This is a genomic window from Qipengyuania sp. JC766 (assembly GCF_040717445.1).
In the GTDB taxonomy this organism is placed as follows: Bacteria; Pseudomonadota; Alphaproteobacteria; order Sphingomonadales; family Sphingomonadaceae; genus JC766.
This window is the reverse complement of record NZ_JBFEFL010000001.1, coordinates 1631752-1647671: the sequence shown is the minus strand read 5'-3', so window position 1 is coordinate 1647671 and position 15920 is coordinate 1631752. Positions and strand designations below refer to the sequence as shown.

19 protein-coding genes and 1 tRNA gene are annotated in these 15920 nt (G+C 63.8%); 12 read left to right on the top strand and 8 right to left on the bottom strand.

Annotated features, from left to right (window positions below; genetic code table 11):
• Positions 1-66: 66 nt before the first annotated feature.
• The gene (locus AB1K63_RS08050) at positions 67-1545 is read left to right on the top strand and encodes a TIGR00341 family protein (RefSeq protein WP_366959563.1); all 1479 of its coding nucleotides are present in this window, start codon (positions 67-69) and stop codon (positions 1543-1545) included.
• Positions 1546-1552: 7 nt separating this feature from the next.
• Here the strand turns inward: AB1K63_RS08050 and AB1K63_RS08045 are convergent, their stop codons facing one another.
• The gene (locus tag AB1K63_RS08045; RefSeq protein WP_366959561.1) at positions 1553-3292 is read right to left on the bottom strand and encodes a fatty acyl-AMP ligase; all 1740 of its coding nucleotides are present in this window, start codon (positions 3290-3292) and stop codon (positions 1553-1555) included.
• Between the two features lie 130 nt (positions 3293-3422).
• Here AB1K63_RS08045 and AB1K63_RS08040 point away from each other — a divergent pair, with 130 nt between their 5' ends.
• Genes AB1K63_RS08040 through AB1K63_RS08025 form a run of 4 tightly spaced genes read left to right on the top strand, consistent with a single transcriptional unit; the run spans position 3423 to position 5508 of the window.
• Entirely contained in the window at positions 3423-3989 is a 567-nt protein-coding gene (locus AB1K63_RS08040) for a regulatory protein RecX (RefSeq protein ID WP_366959560.1), read from the top strand.
• A 7-nt stretch (positions 3990-3996) separates the two neighbouring features.
• Complete coding sequence (locus AB1K63_RS08035) at positions 3997-4479, top strand: DUF192 domain-containing protein (protein WP_366959558.1); 483 nt, start codon at positions 3997-3999, stop codon at positions 4477-4479.
• Between the two features lie 42 nt (positions 4480-4521).
• A complete protein-coding gene (locus AB1K63_RS08030) occupies positions 4522-4947 on the top strand; it encodes an NADH:ubiquinone oxidoreductase subunit NDUFA12 (RefSeq protein ID WP_366959556.1) in 426 nt (141 codons plus the stop codon).
• Positions 4948-4950: 3 nt separating this feature from the next.
• On the top strand, positions 4951-5508 hold the full coding sequence (locus AB1K63_RS08025) for a DUF2155 domain-containing protein (protein WP_366959555.1): 558 nt from the start codon (positions 4951-4953) through the stop codon (positions 5506-5508).
• Here the strand turns inward: AB1K63_RS08025 and aat are convergent.
• The gene (gene aat, locus AB1K63_RS08020; protein ID WP_366959554.1) at positions 5409-6122 is read right to left on the bottom strand and encodes a leucyl/phenylalanyl-tRNA--protein transferase; all 714 of its coding nucleotides are present in this window, start codon (positions 6120-6122) and stop codon (positions 5409-5411) included. The two genes, AB1K63_RS08025 and aat, sit on opposite strands and share 100 nt — an antisense overlap.
• Positions 6123-6208: 86 nt before the next feature.
• On the opposite strand from aat, the gene AB1K63_RS08015 reads away from it, so the two are divergent.
• Together AB1K63_RS08015 and AB1K63_RS08010 are read left to right on the top strand one after the other, a co-directional pair.
• Positions 6209-6284: transfer RNA gene (locus tag AB1K63_RS08015), tRNA-Trp, on the top strand.
• A gap of 208 nt (positions 6285-6492) precedes the next feature.
• On the top strand, positions 6493-6639 hold the full coding sequence (locus tag AB1K63_RS08010; RefSeq protein WP_366959552.1) for a hypothetical protein: 147 nt from the start codon (positions 6493-6495) through the stop codon (positions 6637-6639).
• A gap of 61 nt (positions 6640-6700) precedes the next feature.
• Here AB1K63_RS08010 and AB1K63_RS08005 read toward each other — a convergent pair whose 3' ends face one another.
• Complete coding sequence (locus AB1K63_RS08005) at positions 6701-8224, bottom strand: alanine/glycine:cation symporter family protein (protein ID WP_366959550.1); 1524 nt, start codon at positions 8222-8224, stop codon at positions 6701-6703.
• Positions 8225-8470: 246 nt separating this feature from the next.
• On the opposite strand from AB1K63_RS08005, the gene secE reads away from it, so the two are divergent.
• The 5 genes from secE (at position 8471) to AB1K63_RS07980 (ending at position 10917) form a co-directional block, all read left to right on the top strand.
• The gene (secE, locus tag AB1K63_RS08000; protein ID WP_366959548.1) at positions 8471-8665 is read left to right on the top strand and encodes a preprotein translocase subunit SecE; all 195 of its coding nucleotides are present in this window, start codon (positions 8471-8473) and stop codon (positions 8663-8665) included.
• A gap of 26 nt (positions 8666-8691) precedes the next feature.
• Positions 8692-9228: a transcription termination/antitermination protein NusG gene (nusG, locus tag AB1K63_RS07995; protein WP_366959546.1), complete on the top strand. Its 537-nt coding sequence runs from the start codon at positions 8692-8694 to the stop codon at positions 9226-9228.
• 217 nt (positions 9229-9445) lie between these two features.
• Positions 9446-9877 carry a 50S ribosomal protein L11 gene (gene rplK, locus AB1K63_RS07990; protein WP_366959544.1) on the top strand — a complete coding sequence of 144 codons (432 nt, stop codon included), beginning with the start codon at positions 9446-9448 and terminating at the stop codon, positions 9875-9877.
• Between the two features lie 2 nt (positions 9878-9879).
• Complete coding sequence (gene rplA, locus AB1K63_RS07985; protein WP_366959543.1) at positions 9880-10581, top strand: 50S ribosomal protein L1; 702 nt, start codon at positions 9880-9882, stop codon at positions 10579-10581.
• A 159-nt stretch (positions 10582-10740) separates the two neighbouring features.
• The gene (locus AB1K63_RS07980) at positions 10741-10917 is read left to right on the top strand and encodes a hypothetical protein (RefSeq protein WP_366959542.1); all 177 of its coding nucleotides are present in this window, start codon (positions 10741-10743) and stop codon (positions 10915-10917) included.
• A 5-nt stretch (positions 10918-10922) separates the two neighbouring features.
• Here the strand turns inward: AB1K63_RS07980 and AB1K63_RS07975 are convergent, their stop codons facing one another.
• The 5 genes from AB1K63_RS07975 to AB1K63_RS07955 form a co-directional block, all read right to left on the bottom strand.
• On the bottom strand, positions 10923-11516 hold the full coding sequence (locus AB1K63_RS07975; protein ID WP_366959540.1) for a hypothetical protein: 594 nt from the start codon (positions 11514-11516) through the stop codon (positions 10923-10925).
• 83 nt (positions 11517-11599) lie between these two features.
• Positions 11600-12535, bottom strand: coding sequence for a GNAT family N-acetyltransferase (locus tag AB1K63_RS07970; protein WP_366959539.1), 936 nt, complete (start codon positions 12533-12535; stop codon positions 11600-11602).
• Positions 12532-13503: a polysaccharide deacetylase family protein gene (locus AB1K63_RS07965; protein ID WP_366959537.1), complete on the bottom strand. Its 972-nt coding sequence runs from the start codon at positions 13501-13503 to the stop codon at positions 12532-12534. Before AB1K63_RS07965 ends, AB1K63_RS07970 begins: the two co-directional genes overlap by 4 nt.
• A 58-nt stretch (positions 13504-13561) precedes the next feature.
• Positions 13562-14323 carry a molybdopterin-binding protein gene (locus tag AB1K63_RS07960; protein ID WP_366959535.1) on the bottom strand — a complete coding sequence of 254 codons (762 nt, stop codon included), beginning with the start codon at positions 14321-14323 and terminating at the stop codon, positions 13562-13564.
• A gap of 53 nt (positions 14324-14376) precedes the next feature.
• Complete coding sequence (locus tag AB1K63_RS07955) at positions 14377-15876, bottom strand: NAD(P)/FAD-dependent oxidoreductase (protein ID WP_366959533.1); 1500 nt, start codon at positions 15874-15876, stop codon at positions 14377-14379.
• Between the last annotated feature and the right edge of the window lie 44 nt (positions 15877-15920).

The following is a 15920-nucleotide window of genomic DNA, read 5'->3' as shown; positions in this document are numbered from 1 at the left end:
GTCTTGGCCACATCACCGACCAGCCCTTCGCCTTCGCAGCCCGCCCGCGGGTCGTTCAGGAGGGTCATGCTCAGCTTCAATCGCTGGTGGCACAGCGCGATGGTCGACACGGTCGAGCAGGCCGAAGTGATCGCCAAGCGGCGTGAGGAATGTTCCATGTCCTCGCGCTACATGTTCATGACTGCGATGAGCGGCGGGATCGCCATACTCGGCCTCCTCCTTTCCTCTCCCGCGGTCGTGATCGGCGCGATGCTGCTTTCTCCCCTGATGGGGCCGATCATGGGGCTCGGTTTCGCGCTCGCGATCGGCGACTATCGCTGGCTTCGCCAATCGGCCGTGTCGCTGGGTTGGGGTTCGATCATGGCGATCGGCCTGTGCGCCGTGATCGTGTTCCTGTCGCCCTTGCAGGACATCACGCAGGAAATCGCATCGCGCACCCGCCCGAACCTGTTCGACCTGCTGGTCGCCCTGTTCTCCTCGCTGGCGGGCGCCTACGCCATGATCCGGGGGCGCGAGGGCACCATCGTCGGCGTCGCAATCGCCACGGCCCTGATGCCGCCGCTCGCAGTCGTCGGCTTTGGACTTGCCACTTTCAACTGGACGGTCTTTTCCGGCGCGCTGCTCCTCTACATCACGAACCTCGTGACGATCGCGCTGACGGCGGCCGTCATGGCGCGCGTGTACGGTTTCGACTCCATGCTGACGGAGCGGCAGTCCCAGCTGCAGAACCTGATGATCGGCGTGATGTTCGTGGCTCTTGCGGTGCCGCTTGGGTTCTCCCTCAGTCGGATCGCGTGGGAAGCGCGGGCAGGACAACAGGTCCGCAGTGAACTGAGCGCCATTTTCGAGGAATCGTCCCGCTTTTCCACGCCCGAGATCAATTTCGACGTGGAGCCGCTTTCGATCACGGCGGACGTCTGGACCACCGAATACGTCAACGACGCGCAGGAGCTTGCGGAGCGGCGCCTCGCGCGTCTGCTGGAGCGGCCCGTGCGGGTGGAGCTGAACCAGTTGCTGGTAAGGGACGAGGAAAGCGCCGAACGCGCGCAGCTGGCCTCGGCCAACTTGCAGGAGGAAGCGCGCGAAGCACAGAGGCGGGCGGACAATCTCGCGATGCGCCTGTCGCTTGCTGCCGGCGTGTCGACCGACGAGGTCACGATCGACCGGCAGCGCCGCCGTGCGATCGTCCGGGCCGCTCCGCTACCGGATGCCACCATGGCGACCTATTACGCGCTGGAGCAGCGTATCGCGTCGACCGAGCAGGACTGGCGGATCGAGATGATACCCCCGCGCGCAACGCTGCCGGCTATCCCGTTCGAGAATGCGGAAGTCGGGGACGGACGCGCGCCAACCCAGGGCGGTACGGCAGCGCTGGAGATTATCGCCTGGGCTGCAAACCGCCTGGGAGACGAAATCGAGGTGTCCGGCCCTGCGGAAGATCGCTCGCGTGCAATCGATCTTCTCGGGAACGCAGGCGTGGACACGACCGCCTCGACCGAGCCTTCGGAAACGGTCCGGGCGCGCTGGGCGGCCCCGGACAACTGAGCAGGTCTCAGGCGGCCTGCGGCAGTTCCAGCGGCTTGATCTCGCCTTCGAGATAGAGCTTCTTCGCCTTTGCGCGGCTCAGTTTTCCGCTGCTCGTGCGCGGAAGGGTCCGCGGCGGTACGAGTTCGACCACGCAGTTCATTCCAGTGATGCTGCGCACCTTGTCGCGAATCTTTTCGTGAAGCCGCACGCGTTCTTCGGGATCCGATACGCGACAGTGTACCAGTACGGCAGGGGACTCCTCGCCGTTTTCCGTCTCGAGCGCGAAGGCCGCGATGTCGCCATGGTTGAAGCCGGGAAGCTGCTCCACCGCCCACTCGATGTCCTGCGGCCAGTGGTTCTTGCCGTTGATGATGATCATGTCCTTCGCCCGGCCGACGATGAACAAGTAGCCATCGGCCATGTAGCCCATGTCGCCCGTGTCCAGCCAGCCATCGACGAGGCAGTCCTGCGTGGCTTCGGGATTGCGGAAGTAGGAATGCATCACGCTTTCGCCGCGGCACCAGACCTTGCCGATCTGGTGGTCACCCTTCAGCGCATCGCCTTCGCCCCGGATCTCGACGTCAATGCCGGGAAGCGGTTTACCGCAATTGACGATCGCACGGTAACGGGCAGGGCGCGTAAGGTCGCTTTTGGTGCCAGAAAGGCGCTCTTCCTCGACCAGCTCGACGCGAATCCCTTCGCCGGGTGGCATCACGGTGACGGCCAGGGTCGCTTCCGCAAGGCCGTAGCTGGGGGTGAAGGCGCTCGCCTTGAAGCCCGCATCGCTGAAGGCGTTGACGAAATTCTGCATCACGTCGGGCCGGATCATGTCCGCGCCGTTGCCCGCCGTCCGCCAGCGGGACAGGTCGAACCGGTCCGCGACATGGCTTTGGCTCGAAATGCGCCGCGCGCAGATGTCGTAGCCGAAGGTGGGCGAGTAGCTGAGCGTCGTGCCCTCGTTGCGGCTGATGAGATCGAGCCATGCGAGCGGGCGCCGCGCGAAATGTTCGGTCTTGAGGTAATCGGTCGAAACCTGGTTCGCGATGACCGACAGGAAGCAGCCGACCAGGCCCATGTCGTGATACCACGGCAGCCAGCTGACCACGCGGTCGCCTTCGCCGACATTGGTCGCCTGGGCGTGCCCGCGCAAATTGTGCAGCAGGGCGCGATGGGTAACGGCCACTCCGGTAGGAAAGCGGGTCGAGCCGCTGGAATACTGGAGGTAGCAGATATCGTCCGGCTGCGGCGGGTCAAATTCGCGTGGCTCGGCACTCCGCGCGGCGAAGCTCTGCCAGTCGATGCCGTCGCAGCCCTGCTTCGTGCAGGCCGTCTGCGCCATGTCCGCGATGTCTTCCGGGTACAGCAGCAGGGCAGGATCGCAGCTCTGCAACTGGACGGCGAGCTGCTCGATATAGCTTTCCTTGCCCCCGAACGTGGTCGGCAGGGGCAGCGGCACCGGCCAGGCGCCCAGATAAACGGCACCGCAGAACAATGCCGCGAATTCGGGACAGGTCTCGGCCACCATCGCCACGCGGTCGCCCTTGCCGATACCGGCATCGGCCAGCCTCGCGGCCATCGCGAGCGCGTCCTCGCGCATCTCGGCAAAGGTGTACACGCGGACCAGCGTTCCACGCATGTCGTGGAAATTCAGTCCTCTCTCGCTCTTCGCGGCGTAGTCGACCGCGTCAGCGAAGGTCGCGAAATCGGACCTGCGTCGCGGCAACGAGCAATCGTTCGGAGTCGGCATCAAAGCGTCATCGGTCATAGAATGTGAATGAAATCCGTACATTATGGCACCCTGGGGATGCGGTTTGCACTCTCCTGCGGCGCGTCTCCCACACCTCGCGCCTGTCAAACGTGTCCATTTCCCAATGAGTGTGGCACGATTATGGCCAATGAGCAGCAGCGACATGCAGAAAAAGCGTCGAAAACGTTCTCCAAAGCCGCTCGATGAGGACCGGCTTTACGAACTGGCGGTCGCATACGCGGCCAGATTTGCGACCAGTTCGGCCAAGCTCGGGACCTACCTGAATCGCAAGCTGTACGAGCGCGGATGGGCGGGTGAAACCGAACCCGACGTGGACGCACTGGTCGCGCGTTTCGTCCATCACGGCTTCGTGGACGATGCCGCCTACGCCCGGATGAAGGCGGATTCGCTTCTGCGGCGTGGGTATGGCGCACGCCGGATCGGACAGGCCCTGCACCATGCCGGGATCGAAGAAACCTTGCGACACGAGACGTCCCCCGACGAAGCGGCCGAGCGCACCGCTGCCTTCGCGCTTGCCAAGCGCCGACGCTTCGGGCCCTTCGGCGATGCTGCCTCCGACCCGAAAAAGCGGGAGAAGCAGCTTGCAGCATTGGTTCGGGCAGGCCATTCCTTCGACAGCGCGAGGATGGTGGTCGACGCCGGTTCGGTCGATGTCCTGGAAGACTGGGTGGCACAGGCCTCGCCGGAGGAATGACAAGACTATGAAATATCTGCTCGCAATTTCAGGCGCGTTCCTGATGGCCGCGTGTTCGCCGCAGGCCACTTCGGAGCCGGCCCCGATCGAGAAGGCCGCGCCTTCAACCCACCCCGTTTCCGGCTTGCAGGTCATACCGCTGACGGTACGGACCGATGAAGGCGAGCACCAATTCGACGTGGAGGTTGCTCGCAGCAGGGAAGAACAGGCCCGCGGTCTCATGTTCCGGACGGAACTTGGCCCGAACGAAGGCATGATCTTCATCCGTAACCCGCCGGACGTCGCCAGTTTCTGGATGAAGAACACACCGCTGCCGCTCGATATCATCTTCGTCGATCCCGACGGGACGATCATCAACATCGCGGCGAATACGCCGCCTTATTCGCTCGACAGCGTGAGCGCCGAAGGCATTACCGGGACTGTTTTCGAGATTGTCGGTGGGCGCGCCGCGGAACTCGGTATCGAGGCAGGGGATACGGTCGAATATTGACCGCTTGGCGAGGGGCCGGCGATCCGCTAACCCGCGCACCGTATGAGCGTCCTCGGCAAGATCTTCACGTGGTGGAACGGTGCCACCATCGGCACCTCCCTGTTCACCGCACGGCGCGGCGAACACGTCGGCACGGATGCGGCCGGCAACAAGTATTATCGCGCCAGGAACAAGCGCAAGAACCTGCCCACCGATGGTTCCCACATCGGGCGGGAGCGTCGCTGGGTGATCTACGCCGGCAACAACGACGCAAGCAACGTACCGGCGGAATGGCACGGCTGGCTGCACGGGGCCGATGTGCAGGACGTGCCGGAAAGTTACCTGCCCGCGCCGCGCATCTGGGAAAGCGATTACGAACCGAACGCGACCGGCACCACGGGGGCCTATCGTCCGCAGGGTGCGCTGGAGCGCGGCGGCAGAAGGGTGCGGGCCATCGGGGATTACGAAGCCTGGACCCCGGATAGCTGAGCCATGCGATTCGCCGCAGCATGCGCGACGGCGCTACTGGCCCTGTCCGTTACCGCTTGCGAGGACGAGACCCCGTCCGAGCCTGTCCTCGAGGGGGTTGATCCCGCGTCACGGGAGGGCGGGGACCCTCAAGGCCCGCAGCAGAAGGCCGGCACAGATGTCGCGGCAGAAGCCGGCATCGGCACGCCGCGCGAGGACCGGGTCGCGACGCTCGGTATCCTGAACAAGCGCAACAACATCTCCGAGGACATCGAACTCAGCCCCGGCGAATCGCGGCGGGTGGGGGACGTCATCGTCCGGCTGGCGACATGCGAGAAGACCGCACCCTGGGAGATGCGACAGGAAACCGGCGCATTCGTGCAGGTGTTCGTCAACAGCCGGAACCAGGACCAATGGCCGCGTATCTTTTCCGGCTGGCTGTTCAAGAATTCCCCCAGCGTTAACGTGGTGGAACACCCGGTCTACGACGTCTGGGTCAAGGATTGCGCGATGGACTTCCCGAACGAGGAAGGCCGGGTCGACTCGGACCCGTCTGAGGACTCTGCCGACAGCGACGCGTAAGCGTCCGGCAGGGTCATGCGCGGTTCGCCCCGCGCCTGCGCCAACAGGGCGAGGTAGGCACCCTGCTTGATTTCAATTGCGCCGAGCGACGACAGGTGGCGTGTAAGAAACTGGCAGTCCAGCAAGGCGTAACCCGCACGACGCATCAGGGCGACGAGCGCGGCCAGCGCCACTTTCGAGGCATTGTCCGCCCGCGCAAACATGCTCTCTCCACAAAAGGCGCGATCGAAAGCGACCCCGTACAAGCCGCCCACCAGACGCGAACCGTCCCAGCATTCGATCGAATGCGCGTGGCCCGCATCGAACAGGTCGCGGTAGCTCGCCGCGATACGATAGCTGATCCAGCTGTCGCCGTCTTCGTCGCGGGGCGCGGCGCACAGGCTCATCACATCGGTGAACGCCTCGTCGATCGAAATCCTGAAGCGATCCTGTCGCAGGATCTTCCTCAGCGATTTCGAGCAGTGGAACCCGTCCAGCGGAATAATGGCCCGGTCCTGCGGTTCGACCCAGAAGATATCCGGATCGTCCCTCGCATCGGCCATCGGGAAGATGCCGTTGCGATAGGCCATCAGGAGCGTATCGACGGGGATGACGGGGAAGGAGGGAGCGTGCATGATCGAGATATCGGGTCCGGTTGGGGTTCCTATCTCACCATCCGCTTGCCAAGTGCAACCGCTCGCTCTAGACGCGCCCGACCTGCAGGGGTGTAGCTCAGCTGGTAGAGCATCGGTCTCCAAAACCGAGGGCCACGGGTTCGAATCCTGTCACCCCTGCCATTTTCCTTCGGATCAATCCCGGCGGCCTTGAAGGCTGACCTTGGCGGCGCGCATTCCGCGCGATCGGCGTCGCGCCAAGTTCGCGATATTCCGTAGGTCTCGATCGTTAACGGAAATGTGCCGCGCATGAACCACGGGTTCATGGGAACCTCACGGCGAAGCGTTCATTTGTAGCGATGGATGGAGGCAACACTGAAGGAGGTCAGCCATGTCCAGTTACAGCTTCCGCAGCAGTCGCCCCGATGCCTGGGTGATGCCGCGCGCCCATAGCGATGCGTCGATGCGCATGATGAAACACGGCAAGATACAGCCGATGCAGGAACCCGGTCTTTTGGCCCGCTTGTTCGGGCGCTGAGACAATCCGATCTAGTCTTGAAGGGACCGGTCGCGAGACCGGCCCCTTTCGATTCCATCGATCAGTATTCTTCGGGTTCTTCCGGAGTTTCGGCCGTATGGGTCCGTCCGGCATCGCGCTGGCCTTTTGCCAGCTTGAATACCACGCCCGATAGCAGGGCGAGCGCGAGCAGGTTGGGCAATGCCATTGCGGCGTTCGAGATATCGCCCAAACGCCACACCAGCTCGCTCGGCTGGGCCGCACCGATGAAGATCACGACGCACCACAGAACGCGCCACGCCATGTGCAGCACGCGTTCGCCGCCGCGGGTGGAGCCGGGGATCCGGTCGTACAGGAAGGTGATCGCCCGCTCGCCGTAATAGCTCCAGGTAAGGAGAGTGGTGAACACGAACAGGATGAGGGCGATGGATGCGACCAGCGTTCCGATCGGCACGGATGCCAGTTCGAACGGGAAGGCCGCGGCGAACGCGCCGCTGGTCATTTCGAAGCCGACGCGATCCGATTGCCAGGCATGGAGCACCTGCTGACCACCGGCCGTGAAATCGCCCCGCACCGTCAGGATGACCAGTGCGGTCATGGTGCAGATGACGATCGTGTCGATAAACGTGCCGAGCATGGCCATCCGGCCCTGTTGCTCGGGATCGTTGGTCTGCGCGACCGCGTGCGCGATGGCCGTGGAGCCCTGGCCCGCCTCGTTGGAGAAGAGACCGCGCGCGACGCCGGCGCGGATCGCGATAATCAGCGCTGCGCCAACGAACCCGCCGCTCGCCGCCTGCGCACTGAAGGCTCCTGCGAATATGCGGCTGAAGGTTTCGCCCAGATCGCCGAAATTCAGGATCAGCGCGATGAGGGCCATCACGATGTAGGCGGCTGCCATGAACGGAACGACCTTTTCGGCCACGTTCCCGATGGACTTGATGCCCCCGATGATGACGACGAAGACCAGGATCGCCACGATAAGCCCGCCGAGCCATTCCTCGATCCCGAACAGTTCGTTGAGCCCGTCCGCGACCGCGTTCGACTGGATGGAGTTGCCCGTGACGAGCGCGGAAAAAAGCGTTCCGAGGCAGAACAGGATGGCGAGCCAGGTCCACTTCTTGCCAAGGCCCATCATGATGTAGGTCATCGGGCCGCCGCGCAGGACGCCGTCGCTGGTCCGCTCGCGATACCGGATCGCCAGGCTGCCTTCGGCAAAGGCGAGCGCCATGCCGAAGAGGGCCGTGATCCACATCCAGAAGATCGCCCCGGGACCGCCCAGCGCGATCGCCGTTGCGACGCCCGCGAGGTTACCCGTGCCGACCTGCCCGGACAGCGCTGTCGAAAGCGCGGCGAACGGGCTGATCTCGCCTTCGCCCGCGCTCTTCCGGCTCGCGAAAAGACCCTTGAAGGCGCTGCCGAGCTTGACGATCGGATAGAACCGCAGCCCGATCATGATCCACAGCCCGATACCCAGAAGGACGATCGTCATCGGCGGGAAGGGGAGTACTTCGACCCCGTTCCACGTGCCGACCCAGATGAAGTCCGATATGTTGGTGACCGGCTGGACGAGACGGTCGCCCAGCGACTGCGGTACGTCGACTGCCATGAATTTTTCCCCTCAGGTGATCCCTTTGGGCAGGCACGCTAGTGCCCGGAAGTAACCCCTGCAACGGCTTTGTCACACACCTTGCCCCGTCGCCCGGTCCGGTCTTGCCAATTCGGCACGGCCGGCTTAGATAGCCGCCACTTTCCGACATCGGAGACTTCATGAAGCCCCTCCCGGACTTGAACCGGGGCGGCGATCTCCCCATCCCGGAAGGCACGAGACAGTAACGCGAAGGCGAAGAGGCACATGGCCAAGGTCAATCCCGGCGAATTCATCCGGCAGGTCCGCACCGAAGCAAGCAAGGTCGTCTGGCCGAGCCGTCAGGAAACCGTCCAGATGGCGATCTTCGTCTTCATCCTGACGCTGATCCTTTCGCTCTTCTTCTTCGGCATCGATTCGGCGTTCGGCGCCATCGTGCAATGGCTGCTGTCGCTCGTCTGAGCGCGCACTACGACACAGGACATTTCATGGCCCGCTGGTACATCATTCACGCCTATTCCGGTTTCGAGAACAAGGTTCGCGACGCGATCATTTCCGAAGCCGAACGCCTTGGCCTGTCCGAAGGCGTCGAGGCGGTAGAGGTCCCCACCGAAACCGTGACGGAAGTGAAGCGCGGCAAGAAGGTGCAGGTCGAACGCAAGTTCATGCCCGGCTACGTGCTCGCCAAGCTGAAGCTGACGGACGACGTGTACCACCTCGTCAAGAACACTCCGAAGGTGACCGGCTTCCTTGGTAACGACAATAAGCCGCAGCCGATCAGCGAGAAGGAAGCCGCCCGCTATTTCGGCGGAGTGGAAGAAGCGAAGTCCAAGCCCAAGCAGGACATTTCGATCGATTACGAGATCGGCGACCAGGTCAAGGTTCTCGACGGTCCCTTTGCCAGCTTCAACGGCGTCGTGGAAGAACTCGATTTCGACAAGGCGAAGGTCAAGGTCAGCGTCAGCATCTTCGGCCGCGCGACCCCGGTCGAACTCGAATTCGAACAGGTCGAACTGGTCAAGTAGGGCAGCGAAACTCGGATTCGGTTCTTTCTGCGCCTGCTCGTGCAGATACACTAAAGCTTGCAGAATCGAGGGCGCACGCTATGTGCGCCGCTCCGGTTCCCGCGTTCGTCGCGTCGGACCGGTAAACCGCGGAAGGGTCGCCAAGGCGGCCCGCCATTACCGCTTACCATGAGGCATCGCGATCCGCGGTGCCGACAGTGAGAAAAGGAGGCCTCCCATGGCCAAGAAGATCGAAGGTTACATCAACCTTCAGGTGCCCGCCGGCACCGCCAATCCGTCCCCGCCGATCGGCCCTGCGCTCGGTCAGCGCGGCGTCAATATCATGGAATTCTGCAAGGCGTTCAACGCCGCGACGCAGGATCTCGAGAAGGGCGCACCGATCCCGACCAAGATCACGGTCTATGCGGATCGCAGCTTCACCTTCGTCACCAAGAGCCCGCCGGCCAGCTTCCTCATCAAGAAGGCGATGAAGATCAAGTCCGGTTCGAAGGAGCCCGGCAAGAACATCATCGGCTCGATCAAGCAGAGCCAGCTCGCCGAGATCGCCGAAACCAAGATGGCCGATCTCAATGCGAACGACATCGAACAGGCCAAGAAGATCATCGCCGGCTCCGCCCGCTCGATGGGCCTCGAAGTGGTGGAGGGCTGAACATGGCTACCATGACGAAGCGTCAGAAGATCGTTGCCGAGAAGACCGACAGCGAAAAGCTCTACACCCTTGAAGAAGCGCTGGGTCTCCTGCGCGAACTGGGCGAAACCGTGAAGTTCGACCAGACGGTCGAAGTCGCGATGAACCTGGGCGTCGATCCGCGCCACGCGGACCAGATGGTGCGCGGCATGGTCTCGCTCCCGTCGGGTACCGGCAAGGACGTGAAGGTCGCCGTGTTCGCCAAGGGCGACAATGCCGACAAGGCGCTGGCCGCCGGTGCCGACAAGGTCGGTGCGGAAGACCTGATGGAAGACATGCAGAACGGCAACCTCGATTATGACCGCGTGATCGCCACGCCGGACATGATGGGCGTCGTCGGCCGTCTCGGTAAGGTTCTCGGTCCCAAGGGCCTGATGCCGAACCCGAAGCTGGGCACCGTCACTCCGAACGTGGAGCAGGCCGTAAAGGACGCCAAGGGCGGCCAAGTCGAGTTCCGTGTCGAGAAGATGGGCATCATCCACTCGGGTATCGGCAAGCTCTCGTTCGAGGACGACAAGCTGAAGGCCAATTTCAAGGCGATCACCGACGCGGTCGTGAAGGCGAAGCCGTCGGGCGCGAAGGGCAAGTACGTCCGCAAGGTCTCCCTGACCTCGTCGATGGGGCCGGGCCTGAAGATCGACCTCGCGGAAGTCGAGGGCGCCTGATCCGGGGGTCAGCTACTTAGTCTTAGAAAAAGGGCCGGGGGAGAAATCCTCCGGCCCTTTTCGCATGTGCGGTCCGATGTCCGGCGGTCTTTCGCCCGGTCAGCGGAAAGAACCGCGCGTTTCCGCGTTGGACGGGAAAGGACAACGAAGGAAACCCGGATGGATATTCTCCCGATCGTTACCGTACTCGGCCCCGTACTTCTGCTGGCTGCCCTGATCTATGCGTGGTCGCGTAATCGTTCCGACAAGCGCGGGGCGGAGCGCGAAGCTGATCTCGGCGCAAAGAAGCTGCGGGAAGAAATGGCCGAGGAACCGCGCAAGGATATCGACCTCTGAGAGGATCAGGGCGAATGGGGTGACGTGGGCGGCAGGTCGCGGCTCACGACCGTCCTCTCGTGGCTGTCCTCCGCGCCGTCGGTCACCAGAACATCGAATAGCGCGCGGTAGTCCTGCATGGCGCGGCGCAGTTCTTCGGTCGTGGCCTCGCCATCGGTATGCTTGAGCGCAACGGTGTGCGCCGCGCGGTAATGTTGTACGACCTTGGGATGCTCCACCGACAAATCGGCGGCCTGGCTCTCGAAGTTCTCGGTCGGGTAGCCGCGGGCCTGCATAGCATCCCTGACGAGCGCCGCGGCATTCGTGTTGGCACTGCCGGGATCGTCCACGAATTCACCTTGGACCGCTTGCCAGCGCGCCGAGAATTCGGCCCGCTGTTGCGTGGTTAGGGGCGTGATTTCGTACTGGGAGACGCGTTTCTGCCGTTCCGCGAGTTCGCGCTCCGCCTTCGAAAGGCTGCCCTTGCTTGCAACCGCCTGATCGTATTCCTCGCCGAAGCCTTCGCGCAGGTGATCCGTGGTCCGTCGCTGCACGATCCAGTAGGCGAAAACGAGCAGGACGATCACCACCGCTATGATGATGAGAGTGGTGGTATTCATGGACGGTATCCTTCTGCGACCGGACGTCTGCTGCCTACATCGCGGAGGAGGCCCCGCGGTTCCCCGAGGGAGACTCCCCAACCTCAGGCGCGCAGGATGCGGCGCGCGGCGGATACGGCGCCGATGCGCTCGGCGGTTGCTTTCGTTGCGGCGACTGCGTTGTCGAATGCGGTCAGCGACCAGAGGAGCGAGCGGTTCGCCAACGATGGGCGTAGGAGGTAGAAGGAGGCGCAGCGGACGCTGTCGGTTCCGAACATCGCCTTGTGCGCGCCGTCGCCTTCGGTGAAGTCGAAATAGCTGAACCGGTTTTCCGCGAAGAGCCGTTCCAGCGCCACCATTTGCAACACCGTGCCCGGAGAAAGTCTCGCCCAATCAGGATCATAGCCGAGATGCGCGTAGACCAGGGTGCGGTTTTCTACGGGCAGGGAGAGATAGGCGATCGGGTCTTCGCCGGCGAACAGGAGGTAGCATCGCATGTCCCCAGCGGCGGCCTTTTCGGCCGTTTTTCGCCGTGCGGCGGGGCTTTCCGGGAGGCCCGCATCGAGGAGCCGCGCCTGGTAGGTGCGGCGCGAGAGGGGCACGGCGATGTCGAAGAAGCGCTCGATCCGGTCCGGGTCGGTGTATTCCCGGATGTCCAGTGTTCCACCCAGCTCCTGCTCCAGCTTGCGTTGCTTGCGGCGAAGGGTCGAGCGGGTCTTGCCGGAGAAGCCGGCGAGGTAATCCTCGAAGCTCCCGTCCATGCGGATGAAGTGGCGCGGATATTCCGCGTAGCCGCCCATGACATAGCCTGCGAATTTTTCGCGGATGGAGTCCAGCCGGTCGACCGGGGCGGACATGACACGCAGCCCGTCGGCGCCGCCGGCGGGAACCGCATCGATCGGACCGGCGCGCTGCTCCAGTATGTCTTCCAGCGTGAAGGAGGCCGGGACGAGCTGCCGCCGGACGGACGCGATCCGCCGCGAGCCGATTACGAACGGGATGTCCACCGCCTGCGTCTCCGGGTATGGAGGGGCGGTCACAGCGCGCCGTAGAGCGTGTTCGAAACCAGTTGCTCCGCCACGCGAACGCTGCTGCGCCAGGCATCGGCGGGGAGCGGCTCGGTCGAATGCTTCGAAGGGTCGGGCAGCGGCGGATCGTCGTGATAGGTGCCGGTGCGCACGCCGCGCATGGCCTGAAGCGATCGGCACAGACCGTCGAAGCGCGCCCGGATGATCTTGTTGGGCTGCAGCGTGCGGCGGTTGACCAGTTCGAAGCTGTGCGAGACCAGCGTGAAACAGGGCAGGCCTTCGTTGCGCGCATGACGGATCGCATCGGTCATCTCGCGCAGCGACAGGGCGCAGATCTGCGCATGGCGCAGGCCCCCGCCGATGGTCGCGATGCAGCCCGCCGGCACTTCGACGATGCCCTTGTGGAGCATGGCCTGCCGGTCGTCCGGGCCGAGCGAGATGGCGCAGTGGCCGTCGATGATGCCGGGCGTGTGGCTGCTGTCGTAGCGGATGCCGATCTGGCGCAGGGCGCGCAACGTATCGTCGTTGGCGCCGTAATTGCCCGCCCGGAACGCGACCGGCATGCGCGCGCCGGCGGCAACCAGAGTGTCCCGCGCCCATTCCAGGATCCGGCACTGGTCCTCCAGCGCGAAATCCTTGATGTGGTCCCCGGTCACGCCGAAGGGGTTGTCCGCACCTGCGATGCCGAGCCATTCGGTATGGCAGTGCAACTGCACGTCCTGGCCTGCATTGAGGATCGGCGCGACGATATCCTCGATCGCCGCCACGCCCCAGACGAGCGCGGGCATCGGGTCGACGAAAAAGACCGCCTTCTGGCCGTATTCCTCCAGCCGTTGCAGCTTGTAGGTAAGGCCGCTCGGCCCGTCCTGCGTGATGCAGGCGATGGACCGGGCGTAGTTTTCCGCGCGCTCGGCCGGGCAGGGGCCGTTCGCCATGCCGGAGGAATACTCCGTATCGACCGTGATGTAGACCGTCGTCATGGGCAAATGCCCTAGCGCAGGCCGGTTAAGACCGCGTGACCGGCCCCAGACGCCGGCCTCAGATGCCGCCGGGCGTGAAGTCGAAGCCCAGCTCGCGCAGACCTTCGCACAGCGCATCGACGCATGCCCGCAGGGCGCCGGCATCGGTGCTGCGGACCACGAAATTCGCGCCGACCTTGCCTTCGCGAAAGAAGGGATAGCTGCCGATCTGGCAGTTCTCGTGCGATGCCTCGACCTCGCGCAGCAGGACCGAGACCTCGCTTTCGGGAATGAAGCCGCCGACCGTCTCGCTCAGCAGCGGCGCGCCGCCTTCCAGCGTTCCCGTCAGCGCATCCAGCATCCCGGCGCAGATATGCGGCACGCCCGCCATCAGGAAGATGTTGCCGACCTTGATGCCCGGCGCGCCGGACCGGATATTGGGGATCAGCTCGCCGCCTTCGGGTGTGCGGGCCATGCGCAGGCGGCCCTCGTTCACGCCGCCCTTGTCGGCGTAGTATCGTTCCAGGATCGCGCGCGCTTCCGGGTGAATGACGACCGGCACGCCCAGCGCGTTCGCCACGGCATCCACCGTGATGTCGTCATGTGTGGGGCCGATGCCGCCGGTGGTGAAGAGATAGTCGTTGCGCGCCCGCAGCGCGTTCACCGCTTCCACGATCCGCTCCAGCACGTCGGGCACCACGCGCACTTCGTCCAGCCTGATGCCCTGTACCTGCAGCCAGCTGGCGACCTGGGCGATGTTCCGGTCGTGGGTGCGACCGGACAGGATCTCGTCACCGATGACGACGAGACCGGCGGTATAGATGCGGTCGGAAGAACTCATGCCGTCGATCTAGGGCGGAAGGACGAAAGGGGGAAGGAGGAAAGGCGGAAGGCCTACTCCGCCGCTTCCAAGTGCCGTTCGGATGCGGCGCCGGCGGCCGCTTCGCGGAAGGACAGGATGCCGTCGTCCACCGGATCGGATGCCATCCGCTTGCGGTCCAGCACATATTCCTGGTTCAGCCGCCAGGGGAAGCCGACCGCGTTCTTCGGCATGATATGCTTGGACCGCTGGATGTACCCGCTGGAAAAATCGAACACGTCGTCTTCCTCCAGCCCGTGATCGTCCGGCAGGACCGGCACGGCGACATCGGCGCCGGTCTGCGCCATGTGGTTGAGGACGCGGCAGATATAATCGGAATTGATGTCCGCGCGCAGCGTCCAGCTGGCATTGAGGTATCCGAACACCACCGCGAGGTTCGGCAGGTTCGAGAACATGCAGCCCTTGTAATAGAACCGCTCCGCAAAATCGACAGGATCGCCGTCCACGCTGATGGCGATCTTCCCGGCCACCGCCAGTTTCAGGCCGGTGGCGGTCACGATGACGTCCGCTTCCAGCGTCTCGCCGCTTTCCAGTTCCACACCGGAGGCAGTGAAGCGGCGGATGCGCCCGGTCACGATATTTGCCCTGTCCTCCCGGATGGCTTCGAACAGGTCGTCGTCCGGCACCAGGCACAGCCGCTGGTCCCACGGATCGTAGGGCGGTGTGAAATGAGCGGCGTCGAACTTGTCGCCGAGCGACTTTTCGATCTTCTTGTGCAGGAATTCGCCCACCTTCTCGGGCTTGGCGAGGGCGCGCTTGAAGCCGATGTCCTGCATCTTCACGTTCTTCCAGCGGGTGACGGCATAGGCCGTCTTTTCCGGAAGGATCTTGCGCAGGAAGTTGGCGATGCGGTCGTGCGACGGGCGGCTGAACATCCAGGTCGGCGTGCGTTGCAGCATCGTCACCTTGGCCGCCTTGCGGCTCATCGCCGGGACCAGCGTGACGGCAGTCGCGCCCGATCCGATTACCACGACCTTGCGCCCGGTATAGTCGAGATCGTCCGGCCAGAACTGCGGGTGGACCACCGTGCCGGCGAAGTCCCCGGTATCGAAACCGGGATCGTGCGGCTCGTCGTAATCGTAATAGCCACTGCCGAGATAAAGCCAGTTTGCGGTCAGGGTGCGGACCGTGCCGTCTTCCTGTTCGATGGCCACGTGCCAGCGCGCTTGCGCACCGCGCCAGTCTGCGGAGAGGACCTTGTGCCGGTAGCGGATGTGCCGGCGGATATCCCGCTCGTCCACGATGCGGTTCAGGTATTCGAGGATCGAGGCGCCGTCCGCGATGGATTTTTCGTGCTTCCACGGTTCGAACCCGAAGCCCAGCGTGTGCATGTCGCTGTCCGAACGGATGCCGGGATAGCGGAACAGGTCCCATGTCCCGCCCAGATTCTCGCGCCGTTCCAGGATCGCGTAGCTGCGGTCCGGGCACTGCATTTCGAGATGGGCGGCCATGCCGATCCCGGAAATGCCGGCTCCCACGATCAGGACGTCGAAATCGGGCGGTGTGGCTGGCATGTCGGGGACCTCTTCCAATTGACATCAGTGTAAGCAGGAAGCGC